Source organism: Streptomyces lichenis, from assembly GCF_023218175.1.
Classification (GTDB): domain Bacteria; phylum Actinomycetota; class Actinomycetes; order Streptomycetales; family Streptomycetaceae; genus Streptomyces; species Streptomyces lichenis.
Genome location: NZ_JALPTH010000008.1, coordinates 21,591 through 43,236 on the forward strand (window position 1 = coordinate 21,591; position 21,646 = coordinate 43,236).

General features: G+C 72.4%; 22 protein-coding genes. 18 read left to right on the plus strand and 4 right to left on the minus strand.

Annotated features, from left to right (window positions below):
- Positions 1-150: 150 nt before the first annotated feature.
- The 7 genes from M1O15_RS10540 (at position 151) to M1O15_RS10570 (ending at position 7,489) form a co-directional block, all read left to right on the plus strand.
- Positions 151-804: a phosphatase PAP2 family protein gene (locus M1O15_RS10540; protein ID WP_248633186.1), complete on the plus strand. Its 654-nt coding sequence runs from the start codon at positions 151-153 to the stop codon at positions 802-804.
- Between the two features lie 25 nt (positions 805-829).
- Positions 830-1,855 (plus strand): iron-sulfur binding domain-containing protein, encoded by a 1,026-nt coding sequence (locus M1O15_RS10545; RefSeq protein ID WP_248633188.1) that lies wholly within the window; start codon positions 830-832, stop codon positions 1,853-1,855.
- 227 nt (positions 1,856-2,082) lie between these two features.
- On the plus strand, positions 2,083-2,697 hold the full coding sequence (locus M1O15_RS10550) for a SigE family RNA polymerase sigma factor (protein ID WP_248633190.1): 615 nt from the start codon (positions 2,083-2,085) through the stop codon (positions 2,695-2,697).
- A gap of 92 nt (positions 2,698-2,789) precedes the next feature.
- Complete coding sequence (locus M1O15_RS10555; RefSeq protein WP_248633481.1) at positions 2,790-3,419, plus strand: hypothetical protein; 630 nt, start codon at positions 2,790-2,792, stop codon at positions 3,417-3,419.
- A 128-nt stretch (positions 3,420-3,547) separates the two neighbouring features.
- Positions 3,548-4,252: a two-component system response regulator CseB gene (gene cseB / locus M1O15_RS10560; RefSeq protein ID WP_248633192.1), complete on the plus strand. Its 705-nt coding sequence runs from the start codon at positions 3,548-3,550 to the stop codon at positions 4,250-4,252.
- A gap of 39 nt (positions 4,253-4,291) precedes the next feature.
- A complete protein-coding gene (cseC, locus tag M1O15_RS10565) occupies positions 4,292-5,881 on the plus strand; it encodes a two-component system sensor histidine kinase CseC (RefSeq protein ID WP_372499456.1) in 1,590 nt (529 codons plus the stop codon).
- 219 nt (positions 5,882-6,100) lie between these two features.
- Positions 6,101-7,489: a phytase gene (locus M1O15_RS10570; protein ID WP_248633195.1), complete on the plus strand. Its 1,389-nt coding sequence runs from the start codon at positions 6,101-6,103 to the stop codon at positions 7,487-7,489.
- A 63-nt stretch (positions 7,490-7,552) separates the two neighbouring features.
- Here M1O15_RS10570 and M1O15_RS10575 read toward each other — a convergent pair whose 3' ends face one another.
- The gene (locus M1O15_RS10575; protein ID WP_248633197.1) at positions 7,553-9,157 is read right to left on the minus strand and encodes an MDR family MFS transporter; all 1,605 of its coding nucleotides are present in this window, start codon (positions 9,155-9,157) and stop codon (positions 7,553-7,555) included.
- Between the two features lie 118 nt (positions 9,158-9,275).
- Here M1O15_RS10575 and M1O15_RS10580 point away from each other — a divergent pair, with 118 nt between their 5' ends.
- Positions 9,276-9,839 carry a TetR/AcrR family transcriptional regulator gene (locus M1O15_RS10580; RefSeq protein WP_248633199.1) on the plus strand — a complete coding sequence of 188 codons (564 nt, stop codon included), beginning with the start codon at positions 9,276-9,278 and terminating at the stop codon, positions 9,837-9,839.
- Positions 9,840-9,912: 73 nt separating this feature from the next.
- Here the strand turns inward: M1O15_RS10580 and M1O15_RS10585 are convergent, their stop codons facing one another.
- The gene (locus M1O15_RS10585) at positions 9,913-10,512 is read right to left on the minus strand and encodes a M23 family metallopeptidase (protein ID WP_248633201.1); all 600 of its coding nucleotides are present in this window, start codon (positions 10,510-10,512) and stop codon (positions 9,913-9,915) included.
- Positions 10,513-11,038: 526 nt separating this feature from the next.
- On the opposite strand from M1O15_RS10585, the gene M1O15_RS10590 reads away from it, so the two are divergent.
- From M1O15_RS10590 to M1O15_RS10620, 7 genes are all read left to right on the plus strand, one after another.
- Positions 11,039-14,047: an NACHT domain-containing protein gene (locus M1O15_RS10590; protein WP_248633203.1), complete on the plus strand. Its 3,009-nt coding sequence runs from the start codon at positions 11,039-11,041 to the stop codon at positions 14,045-14,047.
- Entirely contained in the window at positions 14,044-14,619 is a 576-nt protein-coding gene (locus M1O15_RS10595) for an HAD domain-containing protein (RefSeq protein ID WP_248633205.1), read from the plus strand. The genes M1O15_RS10590 and M1O15_RS10595 overlap by 4 nt, the downstream gene beginning before the upstream one ends.
- A gap of 95 nt (positions 14,620-14,714) precedes the next feature.
- A complete protein-coding gene (locus tag M1O15_RS10600; RefSeq protein WP_248633207.1) occupies positions 14,715-15,104 on the plus strand; it encodes a hypothetical protein in 390 nt (129 codons plus the stop codon).
- Positions 15,105-15,191: 87 nt separating this feature from the next.
- Complete coding sequence (locus M1O15_RS10605) at positions 15,192-15,803, plus strand: TetR/AcrR family transcriptional regulator (protein ID WP_248633209.1); 612 nt, start codon at positions 15,192-15,194, stop codon at positions 15,801-15,803.
- 148 nt (positions 15,804-15,951) lie between these two features.
- The gene (locus M1O15_RS10610; protein WP_248633211.1) at positions 15,952-16,428 is read left to right on the plus strand and encodes a hypothetical protein; all 477 of its coding nucleotides are present in this window, start codon (positions 15,952-15,954) and stop codon (positions 16,426-16,428) included.
- Positions 16,415-16,978 (plus strand): hypothetical protein, encoded by a 564-nt coding sequence (locus M1O15_RS10615; RefSeq protein ID WP_248633215.1) that lies wholly within the window; start codon positions 16,415-16,417, stop codon positions 16,976-16,978. The genes M1O15_RS10610 and M1O15_RS10615 overlap by 14 nt, the downstream gene beginning before the upstream one ends.
- Positions 16,979-17,020: 42 nt before the next feature.
- Complete coding sequence (locus tag M1O15_RS10620) at positions 17,021-17,281, plus strand: hypothetical protein (RefSeq protein WP_372499433.1); 261 nt, start codon at positions 17,021-17,023, stop codon at positions 17,279-17,281.
- Between the two features lie 457 nt (positions 17,282-17,738).
- Here M1O15_RS10620 and M1O15_RS10625 read toward each other — a convergent pair whose 3' ends face one another.
- Positions 17,739-17,945, minus strand: coding sequence for a DUF397 domain-containing protein (locus M1O15_RS10625; RefSeq protein WP_248633217.1), 207 nt, complete (start codon positions 17,943-17,945; stop codon positions 17,739-17,741).
- Positions 17,942-18,820, minus strand: a complete 879-nt coding sequence (locus tag M1O15_RS10630; RefSeq protein WP_248633218.1) for a helix-turn-helix domain-containing protein — start codon at positions 18,818-18,820, stop codon at positions 17,942-17,944. The genes M1O15_RS10625 and M1O15_RS10630 overlap by 4 nt, the downstream gene beginning before the upstream one ends.
- Positions 18,821-19,041: 221 nt before the next feature.
- Between M1O15_RS10630 and M1O15_RS10635 the strand changes: the two genes are divergently transcribed.
- From M1O15_RS10635 to dacB, 3 genes are read left to right on the plus strand one after another with little or no spacing between them, the layout of a single operon-like run.
- Positions 19,042-19,356, plus strand: a complete 315-nt coding sequence (locus M1O15_RS10635) for a recombinase family protein (RefSeq protein ID WP_248633220.1) — start codon at positions 19,042-19,044, stop codon at positions 19,354-19,356.
- A complete protein-coding gene (locus M1O15_RS10640; RefSeq protein WP_248633222.1) occupies positions 19,353-19,904 on the plus strand; it encodes an ATP-binding protein in 552 nt (183 codons plus the stop codon). Before M1O15_RS10635 ends, M1O15_RS10640 begins: the two co-directional genes overlap by 4 nt.
- Positions 19,905-19,959: 55 nt before the next feature.
- Positions 19,960-21,576, plus strand: a complete 1,617-nt coding sequence (gene dacB, locus M1O15_RS10645) for a D-alanyl-D-alanine carboxypeptidase/D-alanyl-D-alanine endopeptidase (RefSeq protein ID WP_248633224.1) — start codon at positions 19,960-19,962, stop codon at positions 21,574-21,576.
- Positions 21,577-21,646: the final 70 nt, after the last annotated feature.

A 21,646-nucleotide genomic window follows, 5' to 3' on the forward strand; every position in this document is an offset into this window, starting at 1 on the left:
CCGCGGACCGGCTTCCGGCCGCTCCCGGGACCGCGCGTGAGCCTTTCCTGACGGAGCGTCGACCGAGGGCGGTGGAGGCCGGTGCTCCCGGGCCGGTGGAGGCGACCTCGGGGCGGAGGGGGCGCGCGGCTGCGGGTACCGTCATGGGCCATGAGCCAGGACCTGTACCGCGACATCACCGACTTCGCCCACGGCACACCAGGCTGGGTGCGGCTGCTCGCCGAGGTGTGGACGGAGGCCGGGCTGCTGCTGTTCGGTGTGCTGTTCCTCATCGGCTGGTGGCAGCGCCGGGGCGCCGACTCGACGATGGTGGCGGTGGCCGTCCTCGCCCCGCTGGGCACCGCGTTCGGCTATGTGGTGAGCGAACTGCTCAAGTCGGTGATCACCGAGGAGCGGCCGTGCCGCGCGGTGGCGGGCGCCGCCCCCTCGCTGGTCGCTTGCCCCCCGTACGGGGACTGGTCCTTCCCCAGCAACCACTCGGCGATCGCCGGGGCGGCCGCGGCGGCGCTGGTGCTGGTCTGGCGCACCATCGTCTGGCTGACCGTGCCGATGGCGCTGCTGATGGCGTTCTCCCGGGTCTTCGTCGGGGTGCACTACCCGCACGACGTGGCGGCCGGCCTGGTGCTCGGCGCGTTGATGGCGGTGCTCTTCGTCCGGCTGCTGACCGGCCCCACCCGGGCCCTGGCCGACTCGATGCGCGGCAGTGGCTCCGCGCTGGCGAACTGGCTGGCCGGCCCCGGTCCGGCCGTCCCCGAGCCCCCCGTGCGACGCCGCCGTCGGCAGGCGATGCACCGCCGCGGCTGAGAACCGTGCCAGGATCGTGGGTGCCATGACTGCGATCCCTCCCCTCCCCGCGTCCACCCCGGAAGCCGCCGTCAACGACCCTTCCGCCGGCCCCCGCCCCCGTACCGTCCCCGGTCCGGGGTCCGGCGCCGACCGTGCCGGGGCGCCGGACGCCGCCGGTGTCGAGACGGCCGGCACCCGGGCCTCCGCCCTCCACGCCCCGGTCCTCGCCTGGTTCGACCAGCACGCCCGCGATCTGCCGTGGCGCCGCCCGGAGGCCGGCGCCTGGGGGGTGATGGTCAGCGAGTTCATGCTCCAGCAGACCCCGGTCAGCCGGGTGCTGCCGGTGTACGAGCAGTGGCTGGCCCGCTGGCCGCGCCCCGCCGACCTGGCCGCCGAGCCCTCCGGCGAGGCGGTCCGCGCCTGGGGCCGGCTCGGCTACCCGCGCCGCGCGCTGCGGCTGCACGGGGCGGCCGTCGCCATAACGGAGCGGCACGGCGGTGACGTACCCAGCGAGCACGCCCAGCTCCTCGCCCTGCCCGGGATCGGCGAGTACACGGCCGCGGCCGTCGCCTCCTTCGCGTACGGCCAGCGCCACGCGGTGCTGGACACCAACGTCCGCCGGGTGTTCGCCCGCACGGTGACCGGGGTGCAGTACCCGCCGAACGCCACCACCGCCGCCGAGCGCAAGCTCGCCCGCGCCCTGCTGCCCGACGACGACACCACCGCCGCGCACTGGGCCGCCGCCTCCATGGAGCTGGGCGCGCTGGTCTGCACCGCCCGCAACGAGGACTGCTCCCGCTGCCCGGTCTCCGGCCACTGCGCCTGGCGGCTGGCCGGGAAGCCCGCGCACGAGGGCCCGGCGCGGCGCGGCCAGACCTACGCCGGCACCGACCGCCAGGTGCGCGGCCGGCTGCTCGCCGTACTGCGGGAGTCGGCCGGACCGGTCGGGCAGGCCTCGCTGGACGCGGTCTGGCACGAGCCGGTGCAGCGCGCCCGGGCGCTGGACGGGCTGGTGGCGGACGGACTGGTCGAGCCCCTGGAGGGCGGCCGCTACCGCCTGCCGGGCTGAGCCGACGGGCTCCGGTGCCCGGGGTGCCGGCCACCGGAGCCGCAGCCTCCGCCTCTGTGACATCACCGCTGTTACACAACCGATGGACAGCCGTGCGTCCGCCGACGGTCGGTGCGGACAACCCCGTGACAACGCCTCCGTAGCGTCTCCCGACGTAAGGCCGACGGGTCGACCCGTCGAGTTGACGCAAGGCCAACGGGGATCACGGGGAACGGAGGCGGTTCGGGATGTCGCACGGCGAGGTGCTCGGATTCGAGGAGTACGTACGCGCCCGGCAGGACGCTCTGCTGAGGAGCGCCCGGCGGCTCGTGCCCGACCCGATCGACGCCCAGGACCTGCTGCAGACCGCGCTGGTCCGCACCTACGGCCGCTGGGACGGCATCGCGGACAAGGCACTGGCCGACGCCTACCTCCGCCGCGTCATGATCAACACCCGTACGGAGTGGTGGCGGGCGCGCAAGCTGGAGGAGGTGCCCACCGAGCAGCTCCCCGAGGCGCCCGTGGACGACGCCACCGAGCAGCACGCCGACCGCGCCCTGCTGATGGACGTGCTGAAGGTGCTGGCGCCCAAGCAGCGCAGCGTGGTCGTGCTGCGCCACTGGGAGCAGATGAGCACCGAGGAGACGGCTGCCGCACTGGGCATGTCGACCGGTACCGTGAAGTCCACGCTTCACCGCGCGCTGGCCCGTCTCCGCCAGGAGCTGGAGAACCGGGCCGCCGCCGGCGAGGAGTACGGCCAGGGCGGCGGCGCCGGCCGGGTCACCCCGCTGGGGCGTGCGGGCCGTGCGGAGCGTACGGCCGGGGGTGTCCACGAACGGGGGCGGGAGCGGTGCGCGGCCTGAGTGCCAGGGACCACAGGGGCGGCGAACGCGAACCCGGGCGACCGGGGGCGCGGCGCGGCCCCGGCGGACTGCGGACGGCGGCCCCCACGACACTGGTCGTGGTGGCCGCCCTCGGTCTGGCCGCCGGCGGGTGCTCCGCGGGCGGCACCGGCACCCGTGACGAAGGCTCGGCGGCCCACGCCGACGCCGCCCCGCCGAGCACCACGTTCCCGCAGTTCACCGGGGTCGGCGGGCTGGGCCGGCCCAAGGTGGACCCGGTCCGGCTGGTGCTGGACGACCCCAAGGTGAGCAAGCAGGTCAAGAGCGACCTGAAGCCGTGCGCCGAGGACGAGTACCCGGTGGACACCTCGTACGGGAGCATCACCGGCAGCACCGTGCCCGATGTCGTGGTCAACGTGCTGACCTGCGGTGACGCCATCGGGGTCGGCACCTATGTGTACCGGGGGCGGGTGGAGGACGCCTCGGACGTCACCTACCGGAACGTCTTCGCGCTGGAGGAGCCGGCGGTCTACTCCACGATCGACCGCGGCGACCTGGTGGTGACCAAGCAGGTGTACGCCGACGACGACCCGGTGACCTACCCCTCGGGTGAGGACGTGATCACCTACCGGTGGGCCGGCGCCAGGTTCTCCGAGCGCGACCGGGTGCACAACGACTACAACAACCCGGTCGGCGACCCCGGCCCGGTCGACGAGGAGCCGGCGCAGCAGGACGTCAGCTGAGCCGGACGTCCGTCTCGGCCGTCGGTGGGTAACGTGGCCGGGCCGCAGGGCCCGGGCGGCGACCGATGCCGGGCCCCCGGGCAGGGTCCCGGGACAGAGACCGAGAACCGAACGGGGAGACCGCCGGGATGGCCGAGACCCATGTGCTGTTCGTCGAGGACGACGATGTCATCCGGGAGGCGACGCAGCTCGCGCTGGAGCGGGACGGCTTCGCGGTGACCGCGATGCCGGACGGGCTGTCCGGCCTGGAGTCGTTCCGCGCCCACCGGCCGGACATCGCGCTGCTGGACGTGATGCTGCCCGGGATGGACGGGGTCAGCCTCTGCCGGCGCATCCGCGACGAGTCGACCGTGCCGGTGATCATGCTCTCCGCCCGGGCCGACTCCATCGACGTGGTGCTGGGCCTGGAGGCCGGCGCCGACGACTACGTCACCAAGCCGTTCGACGGGGCCGTGCTGATGGCCCGCATCCGGGCGGTGCTGCGCCGCTTCGGCCACGCGGGCGGCGGGGCGGCGGCCGCCGAGCGGGACGCCGAGGACGACCAGGGCGGCATCCTGGCCTTCGGCGACCTGGAGGTGGACACCGACGGCATGGAGGTGCGCCGCGGCGGTGAGCCGGTGGCGCTGACGCCGACCGAGATGCGGCTGCTGCTGGAGTTCTCCTCGGCGCCGGGCACCGTGCTCTCCCGGGACAAGCTGCTGGAGCGGGTGTGGGACTACGGCTGGGGCGGCGACACCCGGGTGGTGGACGTCCATGTGCAGCGGCTGCGCACCAAGATCGGCCAGGACCGGATCGAGACGGTCCGCGGCTTCGGCTACAAACTCAAGGGATGAGCGCGAGGGATGACGGCGCGGCGCCGTGGTGAGGGCATGGTGAGACGGTTCGTCCCGCGTACCGGGGTCCGCTGGAAGATCTCGCTCGCCATCGCGGGGGTGGGCGCCCTGGTGGCGGCCGCGCTCAGCCTGGTCGTCCACAACGCCGCCCGGGTGTCCATGCTGGACAACGCCCGGGACGTGCAGATGGAGCGGCTGCTGTTCGCCCAGCGGATGTACGAGTCGGCCAAGCCGAAGGGCGACCCCAAGTTCGGCGCCAAGCTCAACGACCCGGCGCTGCCCGCCGCGTTGGACGACCTGATCGGGCAGCAGCGGAAGGCCACCTATGTGGCCGAGCGGGACGGCGGGGCGCCGGACGTCTGGGCGGCCGTTCCGCTGGCCAACGGCGAGGTGCTGTCGCTGCACACCCGGTTCGCCGACCGCTCGGCGACGATCATGAACGATCTGGACCAGGCCCTGGTGGTGGGCTCGGTGTCCACCGTGTTCGGCGGCTGCGCGCTGGGGGTGCTGATCGGCGGCCAGCTCTCGCGGCGGCTGCGGAAGGCGGCCACGGCCGCCGGGAAGGTCGCCCAGGGCAACACCGAGGTACGGGTGCGGGACGCCGTCGGCGGGGTCGTCCGGGACGAGACGGACGAGCTGGCCCGGGCGGTGGACGCGCTGACCGACGCGCTCAACGAGCGGATCGAGGCCGAGCGGCGGGTCACCGCGGACATCGCGCACGAGCTGCGCACCCCGGTGACCGGGCTGCTCACGGCGGCGGAGCTGCTGCCGCCGGGCCGGCCGACCGAGCTGGTACGGGACCGGGCGCAGGCGATGCGCACCCTGGTGGAGGACGTCTTGGAGGTGGCCCGGCTGGACGGGGCCTCCGAGCGGGCCGAGCTCCAGGAGATCGCGCTGGGCGAGTTCGTGGCCCGGCGGGTGCGGACCCTCCACCCGGATGTGGCGCTGCGGGTGGTGCACGAGTCGTGGGTGAACACCGACCCGCGCCGGCTGGAGCGGATCCTGGGCAATCTGCTGGCCAACGCCGCCAAGCACGGCCGGGGCCCGGTGGAGGTCACCGTCGAGGGCCGGGTGGTCCGGGTCCGCGACCACGGCCCCGGCTTCCCGGCGGAGCTGCTGCGGGAGGGCCCGAGCCGCTTCCGCACCGGCTCCAGCGACCGGGCAGGACACGGCCACGGGCTGGGCCTCACCATCGCCGCGGGCCAGGCCCGGGTGCTGGGCGCCCGGCTCACCTTCCGCAACGCCGCCCCGACGACGGACCTCCCGCCCGAGCCCGCGGAGCCTCGGGGCGCCGGGACCGGTACGGGGGCGGGGGCCGGTACGGGGACTGGGGCGGGTGCCGGTACGGGGGCGGGGGCCGGTACAGCCGCAGGGACGGGTGTCGGTACGGGGACTAGGACGGGTGTCGGTGCCGGTACGGCCGCAGGGACGTGTGCCGGTACGGGGACGGGGACGGGTGCCGGGACGGCGACGGGTGCCGGTACGGCCGCGGGCGGTCTGGCGCCGGGCCCGGAGCGGGCAGCGGCGTCCGGCGGCGCCATCGCGGTGCTGTGGCTCCCCGAGCACGCCCCCACGGCCACCGGCAGCTTCCCGGTCCTGCGACTGCCGGGGGCCCGGGAGGAGCGGTAGCCACAGCCCCGCACCCCCCCGGTATCCCGCGCGGGGCGGCGGACGGCCCCGGGGCCGGAGGCGTACGGAGGTCACCCGCCCCGCGTTCACCGGGGGCACACCGGCCGCTGGGGAGCCGTACCCGCCCCGTACACCCGGCGGCCGGACGCTCCTCACCGACCGTACGAGTCCCGTCCCCGTCCGTCAGGAGTCCCGTTGATTCCGTCAGGAGTCCCGTCGATGAGGCACCGTCCCACCCGGCTGACCGCTCTCGCCCTCCTCGGCTCGGCCCTCGCCGTCCTGGCGACCGCCGCGCCCCCGGTCACCGCCGCAGGCCCGGAGCACCCCGGCCAACGACACGATCGGCCCGTCCTGCCCGCCGTCACCCCGCGCGCCGACACGCCCACGCTCCACGACGACGAGGCGGGCGGCAACGCGGACGCCGACGACCCGGCGATCTGGCGCAACCCGGCCGACCCGGACCGCAGTCTGGTCGTCGCCACCGCCAAGGAGGGCGGGCTGCGCGTCTACGACCTGGACGCCCGGGTGGTGCAGAGCGTCCCCGCGCCCCCGGCGCCCGGACCCGAGGACGCCCCGGGGCGCTTCAACAACGTGGACCTGGTGCACGGACTGCGCCTGGGCACCGGTGGCAAGGCCGGACACCGCTCCCGCCCTGCCGATGCGGCCGTCACCACCGACCGGGGCCGCGACCGGCTGCGGGTGTACCGGATCACGGCACCCGGCCGCTCCGGGGCGGCCCCGCTCACCGATGTCACCGACCCGGCCGCGCCGCCCGTCTTCTCGGCCGGCGGCCAGGGCGAGATCAACGAGCAGCGCACCGCCTACGGGCTCGCCACCTGGACCGACGAGGCCAGCGGCCGTTCGTACGCCCTGGTCAGCCGGCGTGAGCGGACCCGGATCGCGCTGCTGGAGCTGCTGCCCACCGCACGCGGCACGGTCACCTACCGGACCGTGCGCACCTTGGACCTGCCGGCCTCCTTCCGGCTGCCGAACGGCCGCTCCTGGTCGCCGTGCGCCGAGCCGGGCGAGCAGCCGCAGGTCGAGGGCATGGTGGTGGATCCGGCGCACCGGGTGCTCTACGCGGGCCAGGAGGACGTCGGCATCTGGCGCGTCCGCGCCGACCTGACCGGCGCCCCGGTGCTGCTGGACAAGGTCCGGGAGTTCGGCGTGCCCGGCACCTACGACGAGGAGACCGAGGAGTGCGCGCCCGGCGCCGACCCCGGCTTCGGCGGGAGGCACCTGGCGGCGGACGTCGAGGGGCTGACCCTGCTCCCCGGGCGCGGCGGGGGCGGCCGGCTGCTGGCCTCCAGCCAGGGGGACGACACCTTCGCCGCGTACGACCGCCGGACGGCGGCGCGTACACCGGGGTACGGGTCCGGCACGGCGTACGCGGGCGGCTTCCGGGTCGTGGCGGGGCGCGGGCCGCTGGACGGCGCCGAGGAGTGCGACGGTGCGGCGGTGCTGAACGCCCCGCTGGGCCGACGCTACCCGCACGGGCTGCTGGTGGTCCAGGACGGCCGGGCCGGGGACCCGCAGGACGGTGGACGGGCCTCGACCGGCTTCAAGTTCGTCGCCCTGGAGGATGTCCGGGGCGCCCTGAAGGGCTGAACGCACACCGAAGGGGGCCGGCCCGTGGTGCATGGGCCGGCCCCCTCCTCGTACATCTGTCGCTCAGATGGCCGCGTCCACCAGCGGCGGGTTCTTCGCCCCGTCCCCGGCGGGCGGGGTGGGCTGGGGTCCGGCGCCCTTCAGCGGGACCTCCTTGACGAAGAAGGCCGCCACGAAGCCCAGCACCGCGATGGCCGACCCGAGCAGGAAGGCCCCGTGGATGCCGGAGGAGACCGCGAACTGATAGGCCTCACGGGCCTGTTCGGGCATCTTGGCCAGGCTGGCCGCGTCCAGCTGGGCGGACGCCAGGCTGCCTCCGCCGCGGGACGCCATCTCGTCCTGCACCCGGCTGTTGAACAGCGCGCCCATGATGGCGACGCCGAAGGAGGAGCCGAGGGTGCGGAAAAGGGTGGTGGACGAGGACGCGACGCCCATGTCCTTCATCTCCACGCTGTTCTGGGCGACCAGCATGGTGATCTGCATCAGGAAGCCCATACCGGCGCCGAGCACCGCCATGTAGAGGCCCGAGGTGAGCCGGGAGGTGCCGGTGTCCATCTGCGCGAGCAGGAACAGCCCGATGACCATCAGCGCGCCGCCCGCGATCGGGAAGACCTTGTACTTGCCGCTGCTGGTGGTGACCCGGCCCGCGACCAGCGAGACGGCCATCATCGACAGCAGCATCGGCAGGAGCAGCAGCCCCGAGTTGGTGGCGGAGGCGCCCTGCACCGACTGCTGGTACAGCGGCAGGAAGAGCACCGCGCCGAACATCACGAAGCCGGTGAGGAAGCCGATCACCGACATCAGGGTGAAGTTGCGGCTGCGGAAGATGTGCAGCGGGACGACCGGCTCGGCGGCCTTGGTCTCCACGTAGACGAACGCGGCGAGGGCGGCGACGCCGAGCGCGATCAGTCCGACGATGGTGGCGGAGCCCCAGGCGTACTCGGTGCCGCCCCAGGTGGTGACCAGCACGATCGCGGTGATGCCGACGGTCAGCAGTCCGGCGCCCAGGTAGTCGATCCTGGCCCGGCCGGTGCGCTCCTTGCGGGGCAGGTGGAGCACGGCGGTGACCATGGCGAGGGCCACCGCGCCGAGCGGCAGGTTGATGTAGAACGACCAGCGCCAGCCCCAGTGGTCGGTGATGGTGCCGCCGACCAGCGGGCCGCCGATCATGGCCAGGGCCATCACGCCGGCCATCATGCCCTGGTACTTGCCGCGCTCCCGGGGCGGGATCAGATCGCCGATGATCGCCATCACGCCGACCATCAGACCGCCGGCGCCCAGGCCCTGCACGGCGCGGAAGCCGATGAGCTGGCCCATGTCCTGGGCCATGCCGCTGAGCGCGGAGCCGATCAGGAAGATGACGATCGAGGTGAGGAAGGTGCCCTTGCGGCCGTAGAGGTCGCCGAGCTTGCCCCAGATCGGGGTGGAGGCCGCGGTGGCCAGGGTGTAGGCGGTGACCACCCAGGAGAGGTGCTCCAGGCCGCCCAGCTCACCGACGATCGTCGGCATGGCGGTGCCGATGATCATGTTGTCCAGCATGGCGAGCAGCATCGCGATCATGAGCGCGAGCAGCACGACCCGTACGCTCCGGGCGGGCTTGCCCTCGTCGGCCGCCGCTGCCGGGGCCGCCGCCCCGGAACTGCGATCTGGTGAAGCTGGCGTACTCATGAACTGTCTCCCGTTGCTTACTTGCCGCCCGGCTAGTTACTACACTGGAAGGTAGACTGGCTACTAGCCGGGCGTCAAGTAAGTTTTGTTCGGACCGATTCGCACCCGTGAGGCGACCATGAGCAGAGGCAACACCCGTCAGCGCATCCAGGACGTGGCCCTCGAACTCTTCGCCGAACAGGGCTACGAGAAGACCTCGCTGCGCGAGATCGCCGAGCGGCTGGATGTCACCAAGGCGGCGCTCTACTACCACTTCAAGACCAAGGAGGACATCGTCATCAGCCTCTTCGCCGACCTGGGCAGGCCGGTGGACGAGCTGATCGCCTGGGCGGAGGAGCAGCCGCGCACCCTGGCGACCAAGCAGGAGATCCTGCGCCGCTACCACGTGGCCCTGATGGGGGCGCTCCCCCTCTTCCGCTTCATGCACGAGAACCAGGCGACGGTGCGCGAGCTGAGCATCGGCGAGACCTTCAAGGCGCGGATGACCACGCTGGCCGGGATGATCCAGGACCCGGGCGCCTCCATGGTGGACCGGGTGCGCTGCGTCAGCGCGCTGTTCACCATGCACGCCGGACTGTGGCTGATGCAGACGGTCGAGGGCGAGGAGGCCGAGAAGCGCCAGGCCGTCCTGGACGTGGCCATCGACCTGGTGACCCAGGCGCACCGCGCCGAGGCGGGCTGAGCACGGAGAGGCGGGCGCCCGTGCAGGGCACCCGCCTCTCAGCGCATCACAGCGCGCATCGGTCCCGCTGTCGTCAGATGGTGACGCCGACCGTGCGCAGGAAGGCGGCCGGGTTCAGGGCCGAGCCGTAGTTCGGGGTGGTACGGATCTCGAAGTGCAGGTGCGGGCCCGAGGAGTTGCCGGTGTTGCCCGACTTGGCGATGGCCTCGTTGGCCTTGACCGTCTCGCCGATGCGCACGTTGACCTTGGACAGGTGGGCGTACTGCGAGAACTTGCCGTTGGCGTGCTTGATCACGATGGCGTTGCCGTAGGCGGGGCCGTCACCGGCGCCGTTGGGGCCGGCCTTGACCACGGTGCCCGCGGCGGCGGCCTTGACGGTGGTACCGGTCGGGACGGCGAAGTCCTGGCCGGAGTGCTTGTGGGCCCACATGGCGCCGCCCTGGTTGTAGCTGGCGCTCAGGGTGTACTGGGCGACCGGCTTGACCCAGGCGGGGGCCTTCTTGGCAGCCGGCTTCTTCTTGGCGGCGGCCTGGGCGGCGACCTGCTTGGCGGGGGCGGCCTGACCGTCGGCGGCGAAGGCGGCACCGCCTCCGAACACCATCGACGCTCCCAGACCGGCGGCGGCGAGGGCGACGACGGTGTTGCGGGCGGGGTGCGAAACGCGCTTCGACATGCGGGGAAGTCCTCCGGACAAGAGCGGACCCGGTGCGAGCGGTGCACCGGGCTGGTTGCTCATCCTTGGTAACCCGACCCCCCATCCCGCCTCAAACCCCCCATCTACGACATTCGGTCGTAGCGAAGGCGGTGTGACGAGGGCTCTTGACGAGGAGCGGAACCCGAAGCCGTATGCCCGAAATGTCCTAACAAAGTAAGGTTTAGCGCGTCGTAGTACGCCTCCATCTGCGGCTTTCCCCCCAGCTCACCCGGATCTCGGAGCAGGCGGGCCCCAGCAGGCCGCGGAGGACACCCCCGGCGGGCCCCTTGCGCCCCTCCGGCAGCACTATTCCTCGTAGTACCGCCCAAACCGCCTGTGCGGCTTGTCACCACCGACCCCCGGGAGCCTGTGGCCCCGGTCACCGCCGTACCCCCTCCCGGTGTGGCCCCGGTCACCGGTGAGGGCTCTTGGATACGCCCCTCCCGGCGGCCCCGCTCCCCGATAGGCTCGGATCGGTTGTCCACGCACCCGGGGGGATAGACGCATGGAGCCCGCACTGATCGGCACCCGTCTGGCGTCCAGCGTGATGGGGCCGCTGGTCAAGAAGCTGTTTGTGTCGGACGGTCCCGGCGCCGGTCTCACCGGTCACCACCGCCGGATCCGCCTCTCCTCCCTGGTCTCCTTCCGCGGCGAGAAGCGCAGCCTCACCGAGAAGGACGTCCGCAAGCTCGCCGCCACCCTGGTCCAGGACGCCGTGACCGGCCCCGGTGAGCCGCCCTTCCCTCCCACCGAGGCGGAGCCCGTCACCGAGGCCCTGACCCGCCGGCTGCTCGCCCTGGGCGACCTCGACATGGACGACGTCCAGGCGGTCCGCCTGGGCCACCAGCAGCTCGCCACCCGCCTCCGCACCGCCGCCGGCCCTCCCGACGGCTTCTCCACCGACGCCGCCCGCTTCCTGGACACCCTCACGGAGTGGGCCTGCCTGCACATCCTCCAGTTCTTCACCCAGCGCTCGACCTTCGTAGCCCGCGCCCTGGTCGAGCAGGCCCGGGGCCAGGACGAACTGATCGCCCGTACCGACCTGCTCCTCTCCCGCCTCCCGACCCCCCTCGCCGAGGACGCGGCCTTCGAGCGCCGCTACCACGAGTACATCGCCCGCAAGCACGGCCAGTTGACGATCTACGGCATCGACCTGCACAACTCCCCCGACCGCTGGCCGCTCGACGGGGCGTACCTCTCCCTGGAGGCCCTGGAGACGGCCTCCCCCGAGCCGCGCCTTGGTGAGCCCTGGATCCAGGCACTCCCCTCCGGCCCCCTCCCCGCCGACCAGGCACTCGCCCAGCACGGCCGGGTGCTGCTGCGCGGGGTGGCGGGGTCCGGCAAGAGCACCCTGGTCCAGTGGCTGGCCGTCTCCGCCTCCCCGGACGCCACCGACCCCCGGATGTCCTACCTTCGCGACCGCGTCCCGCTGGTCCTCCCCCTCCGCATCCTCAGCCGCCACGGCGAGCGCCTGCCCACCCCCGACCGCTTCCTCTCCGCCGCAGGGTGCCCGCTCACCCCGCCCGACGGCTGGGTGGACCGGGTGCTCTCCACCGGCCGGGGCCTGGTCCTCATCGACGGCATCGACGAGGTGCCCGAGCCCGAACGCGAACGGGCCCGCCGCTGGCTCCGCGACCTGCTCGCCCTCTACGAGGGCCCCAACCGCTGGCTGGTCACCTCCCGCCCCTCGGCGGTACGGGACGAGTGGCTGCGCACCGAGGGCTTCACCGACCTCTCCCTCACCCCCATGGGCCGCGCCGAGACCGCCGCCTTCGTCCACCGCTGGCACACCGCGGCGGGCGAGGACGCCCCGCACGAGCAGGCCCTGCTCTCCGCCCTCCGCACCAAACAGGACCTGGCCAGGCTCGCCACCAACCCCCTCATGTGCGGCCTGATCTGCGCCCTGCATCGCGACCGCAGGGGTTTCCTCCCTCGGGGCCGCAAGGCCCTCTACGACGCCGCCCTCGACATGCTGCTGGTCCGCCGCGACCGCGAGCGGGACATGGGCACGCCCACCGGGGTCGATCTCACCGAAGCCTCCCAGATCCGCCTCCTCCAGCGCCTCGCCTACTGGCTGACGGTCAACGGCCGCCACGTCATGGACGGTTCCCGCGCCCTCGCCCTCATCACCGAGGCCGCCCCCGCCATCCCGGACGTCGCCGCGATCGGCGACCCCGAGGCGGTCTTCCGCCACCTCCTCCACCGCAGCGGCCTGCTCCGCGCCCCCACCGCCGACACCGTCGACTTCGTCCACCGCACCTTCAAGGACTACCTGGCCGCCAAGGCCCTCGTGGAGACCGGCTCCTTCGGCCTGCTCGCCGGGCACGCCGCCGACGACGAGTGGGAGGACGTGATCCGCCTGGCGGTCGCCCACGGCCGCCCCCGCGACTGCGCCGACATCGTCCGCGACCTCCTCGCCGCCGCCGAGGCCGCCCCCGACCGCCGTACCCGCCTGCGCGTCCTGTGCGTCACCGCCGCCTCGCTCGACCAGGCGGCCGAACTGGACCCGGCGCTACGGCAGCAGGTGCTGGACCGCACGGCGGAGGTGATCCCGGCAGGCTCCCCGGAGGAGGCCCGGGAGCTGGCGGCCGTGGGGACGGTGGTGCTGGACCTCCTCCCGGGCCCGGACGGCCTGGACGATGAGCAGGCCCGGATGGCCGTGATCGCCGCGACACACATCGAGTCCGACGCGGCGCTGCCGTATCTGGCGCGGTTCGTCCGGCACCCGAGCCTGGGAGTGCGCTCGCAACTCGTCTGGGCTTGGCACCGGTTCGACACGACGGCGTACGGAGACGAGATCATCACCCCGCTGGACATGGCGGGCCTCCAGCTGACCGTGGCCTCCGACGACCACGCCGATGCCATCGTGCGGATGGGGCTGCATCCCGCCAACCTGGATGTGCGCAGGGAGGTGTCGGAGGCGCGCCTCTCCCGCCTCCTCGCCCACCACTCCCCCACCGAACTTCGTTTGTGGGGCGGGCAATCCGCCGGTGCCCTGCGGCAACTAGGCGCGCAGAGCGCACTGCGCTACCTGGCCGTCCACATCGGCAATCGGTCTTGGAGCGTGGGCTGCCTGCCCCCTGGCGTCCCGCTGAACCAGCTCCGGCTGCTCCATTCACCGAGCGAGGGGTTCGCGGCCGCGCTCAGGCTCTTCCCCACGTTGCGTACCATCGGCGCTCCGGCCTCGGCCATAGCGGAGGAGGACTGGCGGGCGATGGCGGAACTACCGCACCTGGAGGCCATCGCCCTCGATGCCGACTCGCTCGCGGCGTGCCCGGCTGATGTGCGACTTGAGGGTGTCAAGCACGCGGTCGTCGGAGGCGCCAGCGAGGAGATGACGACGAACCGGCTGGCAGAGGTGTTCCCCTCGCTTCGCCGCCTCACCTTCATCGACTCGGTGACGGTCGATCTCTCCCATCTGGCCAACCTGCCCCATCTGGAACACGTCACAAGCGCCGGCTCTGAGCTGCGCGGCCGAGACCTCCTCCCCCCGCATGTCCGGGTCGACGTATGACCCACACCGCCAAGCCCCGCCGCCCCCTCCTCTTCCTCGACGTGGACGGCCCCCTCAACCCCTACGCGGCCCAGCCCGAGCGGCGCCCCGAGGGCTACACCACCATCCGCGTCCCCCGGGCGACCGACTCCGCCCTAGTGTCCGGGCGGCCCTGGTCCAGCCGCAAGCCCCTGCGCCTCTGGCTCAACCCCGCCCACGGCCCCGCCCTCCTCCGCCTCGGCTTCGAGCTCTGCTGGGCCACCACCTGGATGGACGAGGCCAACCGCTGGATCGCCCCCGTCATCGGCCTGCCCGCCCTCCCCTTCGTGGACTTCGGCGACGCCCTGCACCGCGAGCGCCCCGACGGGGTGCACTGGAAGACGGACCCCCTGCTCGCCTACGCCGACGGCCGCCCCTTCGCCTGGGTGGACGACGAGCAGAGCGCCGCCGACGAAACCCACGTGGCCGCCCACCACCCCGCCCCCGCCCTGCTCCGCCACGTCAACCCGCGCCTCGGCCTCCGCGACCGCGACTTCACCGCCCTCGCAACCTTCGCCGCCTCCCCCAACCCCGCCCCACAAGCCCAGACCTGAAGTGGCCCCCATGCACCACACCCGCTCGACCGGCCCCTCCGGCTTCCGGTAGCCCCGCCAGGACACACCTGGCGGTCGTCACCCCGGAGAGCCCGATGGCACGCACCGCCCACCACCTCCCCCTGTCCCTCAACCGCCTTACCCCCGACCGCCCACCCGGCGGCAGCCCCCTCCGCTCGGTCGTCGTCCACGACCTCCGCTACAGCGCACGCGAACTCGCCGACGCCGTACGCGAGTCCCGCCGACCCCGCCCCCGCGCGATCCGCCGCCAGGTGGACTTCCGCTCCTTTCCCCGGCACACCCATGACCCCTCCGTCGCCCGGTGGTCGGCCCAGGAGGAACGCCGCGCCCGGCAACGGCTGCGGAGCCGGCTGGGCGCTTCCCTCCGCCTGGTCAACTCCCCCACCGGACTGGCCCGCCACGCCGCCGAGACCGTGGACATCCCCCCGACCCGGCACCGGCGCGGCTCGCTCTGGCTGGCCTAGTAGCGCTTCGCCGACTCCCGGATCCATCCAGCGGAGTGAGCACTCACTCATTGACGGAGTGAGTGCTCACTCCGTAAGCTCGTCGTCATGACAGCACCCAAGGAGAATCAGACCACCCGCCGCCGCGCCCCCGGAATGTCGCCGGAGCAGCGCCGCGAAATGATCATCCGCACCGCGATCCCGCTGATCACCGAGTACGGCTCCGCCGTGACCACCGCGAAGATCGCTCGCGCCGCGGGCATCGGCGAGGGCACGATCTTCCGCGTCTTCGCCGACAAGGACCAGCTGCTGCAAGCCTGCATCGCGGAGGCGCTCTCCCCCGAGCACGCGATCCGCGAGCTGGACGCCATTGACGTGTCCCAGCCGCTGCCCGACCGGCTCGCCGAGGCGGCCGAGGCGCTGCAAGCGCACATGGACCGGCTCGGCGCGATCATCGGCTCGCTGGGGCACGGCGGCGGCAAGCACCCCGGCACGGTGCGCGGCGCAGGCCGCGACGACTCGACCACCCGTATCCGCGCGGCCCTCGCGGAGCTGCTGGAGCCCGAAGAGGCCACCCTGCGCCGACCGCCGGAGCAGATCGCGGCCCTCTTCATCGGGCTGCTCTTCACCCAACCCCGCACCGACGGCGAGCCCGACCTGACCCCACGGGAACTGGTGGACGTCTTCCTGCACGGAGCACTCTCGGGGAGCGCCGAGTGAGCCGCGGACCAGTGGCCGCCGCGGTCTGGCCATCCCAGGGCGGCGGCCTCCAAGAGGCTTGGATCGGTCCGGTGACCTACGACACCACTCCCACTGAATCAGACACCTAAGGCCGCTCTCGCCGTATCGCTTGGGACAGCATGGGCGTATGAACATCGATCAACTGCCGCGTGAGGCGAAAGTCATCGACTCAGCCTCGCTGGTCAGGTTGGAAGAGCGGGCAGGCACCCTCCGTCTGAGCCAGCGGCTGGACCCGGCATGGGTGCGAGCGAACGCGGCGCCCGACGGAACCCACTACCTGTGGCCCGCCCTGTGGCACAGTCTGTCCCATCGCCCCGCGCTTCCCCGTCAGTTGCGGTGCGAGCTGCTGATCGCGCTGCGCACCGGTGACCATGTGCAGAGCCTGCTCGACATACTTCCCGACGACTTCGGCCCGCTGCCGAGGCTGATGTCACGCGAAGAAGGCATGAGGGTCAGTGAGCTGTATGGCCGTTCCCCTTCGGTCCGGGAATGGCTCCTCCTCCACGAGGACGAGGGATCAGGGTCGGCGGTGACCGAGTCAACGCTCCGACTCCTGAACCCTCCTCCCCCCGATCAGGACAGTGGATCACATGCACCCCACTGACCTGGACTTCTACGCTCATGTGGCCACCCACGGCGACATACTGGGCGCCGGGATCTCCGCGCCGCCCGCCCAGTGGGAGGCAGCGTTGGGGCCCGGCTACCTGGACGACACCTCACCCGGACTCATGCGCCGAGACCACGGCCTGGTGGAGCTCTCCTTCGCGGAGGACGACGAGGGTACGTGGTCCTGCTTCGGCATCAGCGTGCGGGCGCACCGCCTCTTTACCGGCGACGCCTCCACGGCACCGGAGCCGCTGCGCTCCGCGTACGGGCCCTTCGCGACCAAGCTCACGTTCGACCAGCTCAGCGCCGCCCTCACCGCCCGCGGACTCTCGATCGAGCTCGAAGACGGGACGGGCGAGGACGTCCACCAGTACCGGGTGCCGCAGTCCGGAGCGAGGATCTTCGTCGTCGCCGACCCCGATCCCCACGGATACGGCGAGTCCGATCCGCACGAGCCCGCCAGACGCGCGCGAGGAGACGTCTGGTCCATCTCCCTGGCCCCGTCCTGGTGGTCGGCGGCGGAAAGCAGCGGATCACCCAAGGACTGACCCGGGAGGAGCACGAGGAGCGGCCCTCTACCATCCCCTGCCATGGCAACCGTGATCGTGACCATCGGACTGGCGTTCGTCGGCTACCTCTTGACGTATCTCAACGGACTGCGCCTGGCCCAGCGGCAGGCCCGGCTCACCCGCGTCAACCAGCAGCTCAGCGACTTCTACGGGCCGCTGTTCGCCCTGATGGAGGCCAACAGCCGGACGTACGACACGTTCTCGGAGAAGTACGCCCGGCCCGACAGCCGCGACCCCTTCCGCCATGACGTCGGCCGGCCCGACCGGCAGGCGGCCCGCTGAGCGGTGCGCCTCGCCGACTATCCGCATCGGCGCGGTACGGCGACCTCGCTCCGGTTCGCCGTGCACCAGGAGCGCGACGGACATGCCACCGACTACCTGATCCTCGCGCCCGTCGTATGCGGCGCTGTGGCGCTTCCAGACCAAGGCGAACGGCACCCTGGCCCCGCGCGCCCGGATCGGCTCCGGCTGGGGCCAGTTCACCCAGATCGCCGGCCTCGGTGACCTCAGCGGTGACCGCAAGCCCGACATCGTCGCCCGCGACAAGCAGGGCGTGCTGTGGCTGTACAAGGGCACCGGCAAGGCGGCGGCCCCCTTCAAGGCCAAGGTCAGGATCGGCACCGGCTTCAACCAGTACCGCGACCTGTTCTGAGCCCTTGAGGTGACCTCGCGCGGACGCCCCGAGCCGCCACCCGGCCGCTCGGGGCGCGCCGCACGGACGCGGCGGTACGGGGGCGGGCTACCGCTCCTCGAACCCGCCGCCCGCGACCCCGCGCACAAACGCGGAGAACCCGGCCGGCGCGAACGCCAGGGCCGGGCCCTGCGGGTCCTTGCTGTCCCGCAGCGCCACGGCGTCGGCAAGCCGGGCAACCTCCACGCACTGCCCGGTGCCGCCGGAGTAGCTGCTCTTGCGCCACTCGACGCTGGAGAGATCCATGTCGTTCATCCCTGCTGTCGTCCTCTCACGTACTCGCGAACCACTGAAGCAATCAGGCGCGTGGAGTCATCGGGGCTCAGCGCCTGTGCTCGCAAGTGGTCGAAGGTTTGACTGCACCGGCGTACATCCTCGTCCGTCTCCAGGAACAGATCACCGGTCATGGTTTCCATATAGACCAACGAGTGGTCCTCGGCGTCCGGGAAGTCCATCACCACGAAGCCGCCTGGCATGCCGGGGTGTGCTCCGACGCTGAACGGGATGACCTGCAAGGTCACATAGGGCTCGGCCGCAAGCTTGGTCAGGTAGTTCAACTGCTCCACCATGACCTCGGTTCCGCCGACTCCTCTCCGCAGTACCGCCTCGTCGATGATGGCCCACAGCTCAAGGGGCTCGTCGCTCTCGAACACCGCCCGGCGGTCGATGCGAGCCCGGACGAGCCTGTCCAGCTCCCCCGCTGTGACGTTGGGCAGAATGCCACGGACGACCGCCTGCGCGTAGTCCTCCGTCTGGAGCAGGCCAGGAACGCACGAGGCCTCGTAGTTCCGAACACTCCGCGCCTCGGACTCGAAGCTGATGTAGCCGACCAACTCGTCCGGCAGATCGGCGTGGTACGGGCGCAGCCAGCCCTGTTCGTCGGCCTGGCTGGACAGGGCCAGGATCGCCTCGCGCTGCGACTCCTCGACGCCGTACTCCTTGAGCAACGTCAGCAGCGTACGCTTCTGCGGCCGGCCCTTCGCGTACTCCAGGCGGTACAGCGTCGCCTGGTTGATGGCCGTGCTGGCCGCGATCTCTTCCCGGGTCAGACCGGCCTCGCTGCGCAGGCGGCGCATCTCGCGCGCGAGCCTCCGAAGACGAGCGGTCGGCAACTGCCGCTTGGTGGGCACTGGTTCGTCCCTTCGTTTGCACGGCTCGCCAAGGCGAGTCTCCCTGACTCCCCACGCCGTGAGCAAGTATCGAACAGATGCAATGAACGCATTCGAACGGCTTGCATTACGCCCGACTTGGGAGCACTCTAAGCCTGCGCAAGCATGGCACGCTCAGCGACCGCGTAGTGGCTGAGCGTTGAACAAGCACGCCTACGGGTGGTCATCCAAGGAGAGCGACCGTGAAACCGTTGATCTTCGGCTATATGCGGGTGCCGCGGGACATGCCCGACGAGGAAGCCCGGCGCAGGGAAGGCGAGATGGAGGCCTACGCCCAGGCGAACGTCTTCACGCTCGCGACGATCTTCCACGAGTTCGAGGCCGTCCAGCGCTCGGCGTTCGCGGAGCTGATCGAGGCGCTGAGGCGGACGGAGGCCCGCCACGTCATCGTCCCCTCCCTCCGCGACCTCGCACTGACCGACCGGCTCCAGGACGCGTTAGTCCTGCAGATCGAGTGCGAGGCCCACGCCCAGGTCGTCTCCCTGGACGAGCTGTGAACGGGCCCGGGCTGCCGTTCTACTACGGCGAACCGCTGCTCGTACGGGACCAGTTGGACCTGGTCGCCACTCGCACCGCCGCCGGTTACGCGCGGGCGTTCACCGGACTGGCGCTGGCCAAGTGGGGCGCCGGGCCCGTACAGGACGACGCGCTGCTGGTCGTCTCGGAGTTGGTGACGAATGCCGTCACGGCGACGACGACAGCCCTGGCGGAGCCGGACGGGCTGAGCCTGGTCACGGTGCGGCTGTTGGGGCTGCGCGCCAGCGTGGTCATCGAGGTGTGGGACCTCTCCACCGCCCGCCCGGCCGCCAAGGAGCCGGACGAGGAGAGCGAGGGCGGGCGCGGGCTGCTGCTCGTCGGCAGCCTCGCCAGCCGCTGGGGCTCGTACACGGCGGGCGGCGGCAAGGCCGTCTGGGCGGAACTCCCCTTCGTACAACCCCACTCCACCGAACCCACCACGCAGCCAAGACCGTGGCGACGTCCCGCCACCCCCTACGACCTGGACCTGCTCCACCGCGTACTGGCCGGATTGCACGCCACCCTCTAGCCCGCTCCCGCCCCGCCTCCTTCCGCACTCCCCCGTCCTCCGTCATCCTCCGGGCATGACCACTCACGGGAGAGACCTCGGGAGACATCCCGGACGCGCGGCCCGGCGGCTGACCGCCCTCGTCCTCGGCCTCGCGGTCACCGCGCTCCTCGGCACCGGCGCCGTGCCCGCCGGGGCGGGGCCCTCGGACGGCGGGCTGAAGGGGGCCCTGGACACCATCCTCAGCGACCCCCGGCTGGACGGCGGCGGGGTGAGCGCCGTCGTGGCGGACGCGGCCACCGGGGCCACCCTCTACCAGCGCAACGGCACCGACCGGCTGATGCCCGCCTCCAACACCAAGATCGCCACCTCGCTGGCGGCGATGGGGGTCCTCGGCCCCGATCACCGCTTCAGCACTGATGTGCTGGCTGCGGGGCGGCAGACGGGCAGGACACTGCGCGGGGATCTGTATCTGCGCGGTACGGGGGACCCGACCGTCCTCGCGGCCGACTACGACAGGCTGGCGGCCGGGGTCGCGGCGGCGGGAGTGCGGCGGGTGACCGGGCAACTGGTCGCCGACGACACCCGGTTCGACGCCAACCGGCTGGGCCGCTCCTGGGCGGCGGACGACGAGTCCTCGTACTACTCCGCCCCCATCTCGGCGCTCACCCTCGCGCCGGACACCGACTACGACGCGGGCACGGTGGTCGTGGAGGTGGTGCCGGGCGGGACCGAGGGCGCTCGGCCCCGGGTGCGGCTGACGCCCGCCGACGGGGGCATACGGGTGGCCAACCGGGCCACGACCGGGGCGGCCGGATTCTCGAACACGCTGAGCGTGGAGCGGGAGCACGGGACGAACACCATCGCGGTCACCGGTTCGCTGCCGCTGAAGGCCGCCGCCGTCAAGGAGTGGATCACCGTCCAGGACCCGACCCGCTACGCGGCCACCGTGTTCGCGGCGGCGCTGGCCCGGCACGGCGTACGGGTGGAGGATGACCGGATCCGACTCGGACGCCTGACTCCCGCGACCGCGAAGACGCTCGCCGCCCATCGCTCCATGCCGCTGCGCGAGTTGGTGCGGCCGTTCATGAAGCTGTCCAACAACATGCACGCGGAGGCGCTGACCAAGGCGATGGGGCACCAGGCGACGGGCCGTGCGGGGAACTGGGGGGACGGGCTGGCGGCGGTGGGGAGATATCTGCGGGGGCAGGGGGTGGATACGGGGACGATCCGGCAGGTGGACGGGTCGGGGCTGTCGCGGATGAACCTGTTCCCGGCCGCCGAGCTGTCGAAGCTGCTGCTGGCCGTGCAGGACGAGCCGTGGTTCGGGGACTGGTACGCGGCCCTGCCGGTGGCCTGCGCGCCGGACCGGGCGGAGGGCGGCACCCTGCGGACCCGGATGTGCGGCACCCCGGCGGCGCTGAACGCGCATGCCAAGACGGGTTCGCTGACCGGGGCCTCGGCGCTGTCCGGGTATGTGATGGACAAGGGCGGGCGGAAGCTGGTGTTCTCCGTGGTGCTCGCCGACTATCTGGCGTCCTCGGTGAAGAGCGTGGAGGACGCGGTGGTGGTGACGCTGGCCGGGTCGGACACGGGGAAGGGGACGGTAGAGGCCGTGAGGCCGGAGCGTACGCGGACGGCCCCTGCGCCCGCCGATGTGGAGTGCTCCTGGCGGAAGCCGGCCCGCTGCTGAGGGACGACGGGCGAGCACGGCGAAGGGGCCGCCCCGGGAGTACCGGGACGGCCCCTTCGGACCGTCAGGA

Bases quoted from the DNA above. Each gene is read 5' to 3' on its own strand.
- M1O15_RS10545 (WP_248633188.1), top strand. From the start codon at position 830: ATGACTGCGATCCCTCCCCTCCCCGCGTCCACCCCGGAAGCCGCCGTC.
- M1O15_RS10615 (WP_248633215.1), top strand. From the start codon at position 16,415: ATGCACCCCACTGACCTGGACTTCTACGCTCATGTGGCCACCCACGGC.
- M1O15_RS10605 (WP_248633209.1), top strand. From the start codon at position 15,192: ATGACAGCACCCAAGGAGAATCAGACCACCCGCCGCCGCGCCCCCGGA.
- M1O15_RS10610 (WP_248633211.1), top strand. From the start codon at position 15,952: ATGAACATCGATCAACTGCCGCGTGAGGCGAAAGTCATCGACTCAGCC.
- M1O15_RS10550 (WP_248633190.1), top strand. From the start codon at position 2,083: ATGTCGCACGGCGAGGTGCTCGGATTCGAGGAGTACGTACGCGCCCGG.
- M1O15_RS10540 (WP_248633186.1), top strand. From the start codon at position 151: ATGAGCCAGGACCTGTACCGCGACATCACCGACTTCGCCCACGGCACA.
- M1O15_RS10590 (WP_248633203.1), top strand. From the start codon at position 11,039: ATGGAGCCCGCACTGATCGGCACCCGTCTGGCGTCCAGCGTGATGGGG.
- M1O15_RS10570 (WP_248633195.1), top strand. From the start codon at position 6,101: ATGAGGCACCGTCCCACCCGGCTGACCGCTCTCGCCCTCCTCGGCTCG.
- M1O15_RS10585 (WP_248633201.1), bottom strand. From the start codon at position 10,512: ATGTCGAAGCGCGTTTCGCACCCCGCCCGCAACACCGTCGTCGCCCTC.
- M1O15_RS10600 (WP_248633207.1), top strand. From the start codon at position 14,715: ATGGCACGCACCGCCCACCACCTCCCCCTGTCCCTCAACCGCCTTACC.
- cseB (WP_248633192.1), top strand. From the start codon at position 3,548: ATGGCCGAGACCCATGTGCTGTTCGTCGAGGACGACGATGTCATCCGG.
- M1O15_RS10580 (WP_248633199.1), top strand. From the start codon at position 9,276: ATGAGCAGAGGCAACACCCGTCAGCGCATCCAGGACGTGGCCCTCGAA.
- M1O15_RS10620 (WP_372499433.1), top strand. From the start codon at position 17,021: ATGGCAACCGTGATCGTGACCATCGGACTGGCGTTCGTCGGCTACCTC.
- dacB (WP_248633224.1), top strand. From the start codon at position 19,960: ATGACCACTCACGGGAGAGACCTCGGGAGACATCCCGGACGCGCGGCC.
- M1O15_RS10625 (WP_248633217.1), bottom strand. From the start codon at position 17,945: ATGAACGACATGGATCTCTCCAGCGTCGAGTGGCGCAAGAGCAGCTAC.
- M1O15_RS10595 (WP_248633205.1), top strand. From the start codon at position 14,044: ATGACCCACACCGCCAAGCCCCGCCGCCCCCTCCTCTTCCTCGACGTG.
- M1O15_RS10575 (WP_248633197.1), bottom strand. From the start codon at position 9,157: ATGAGTACGCCAGCTTCACCAGATCGCAGTTCCGGGGCGGCGGCCCCG.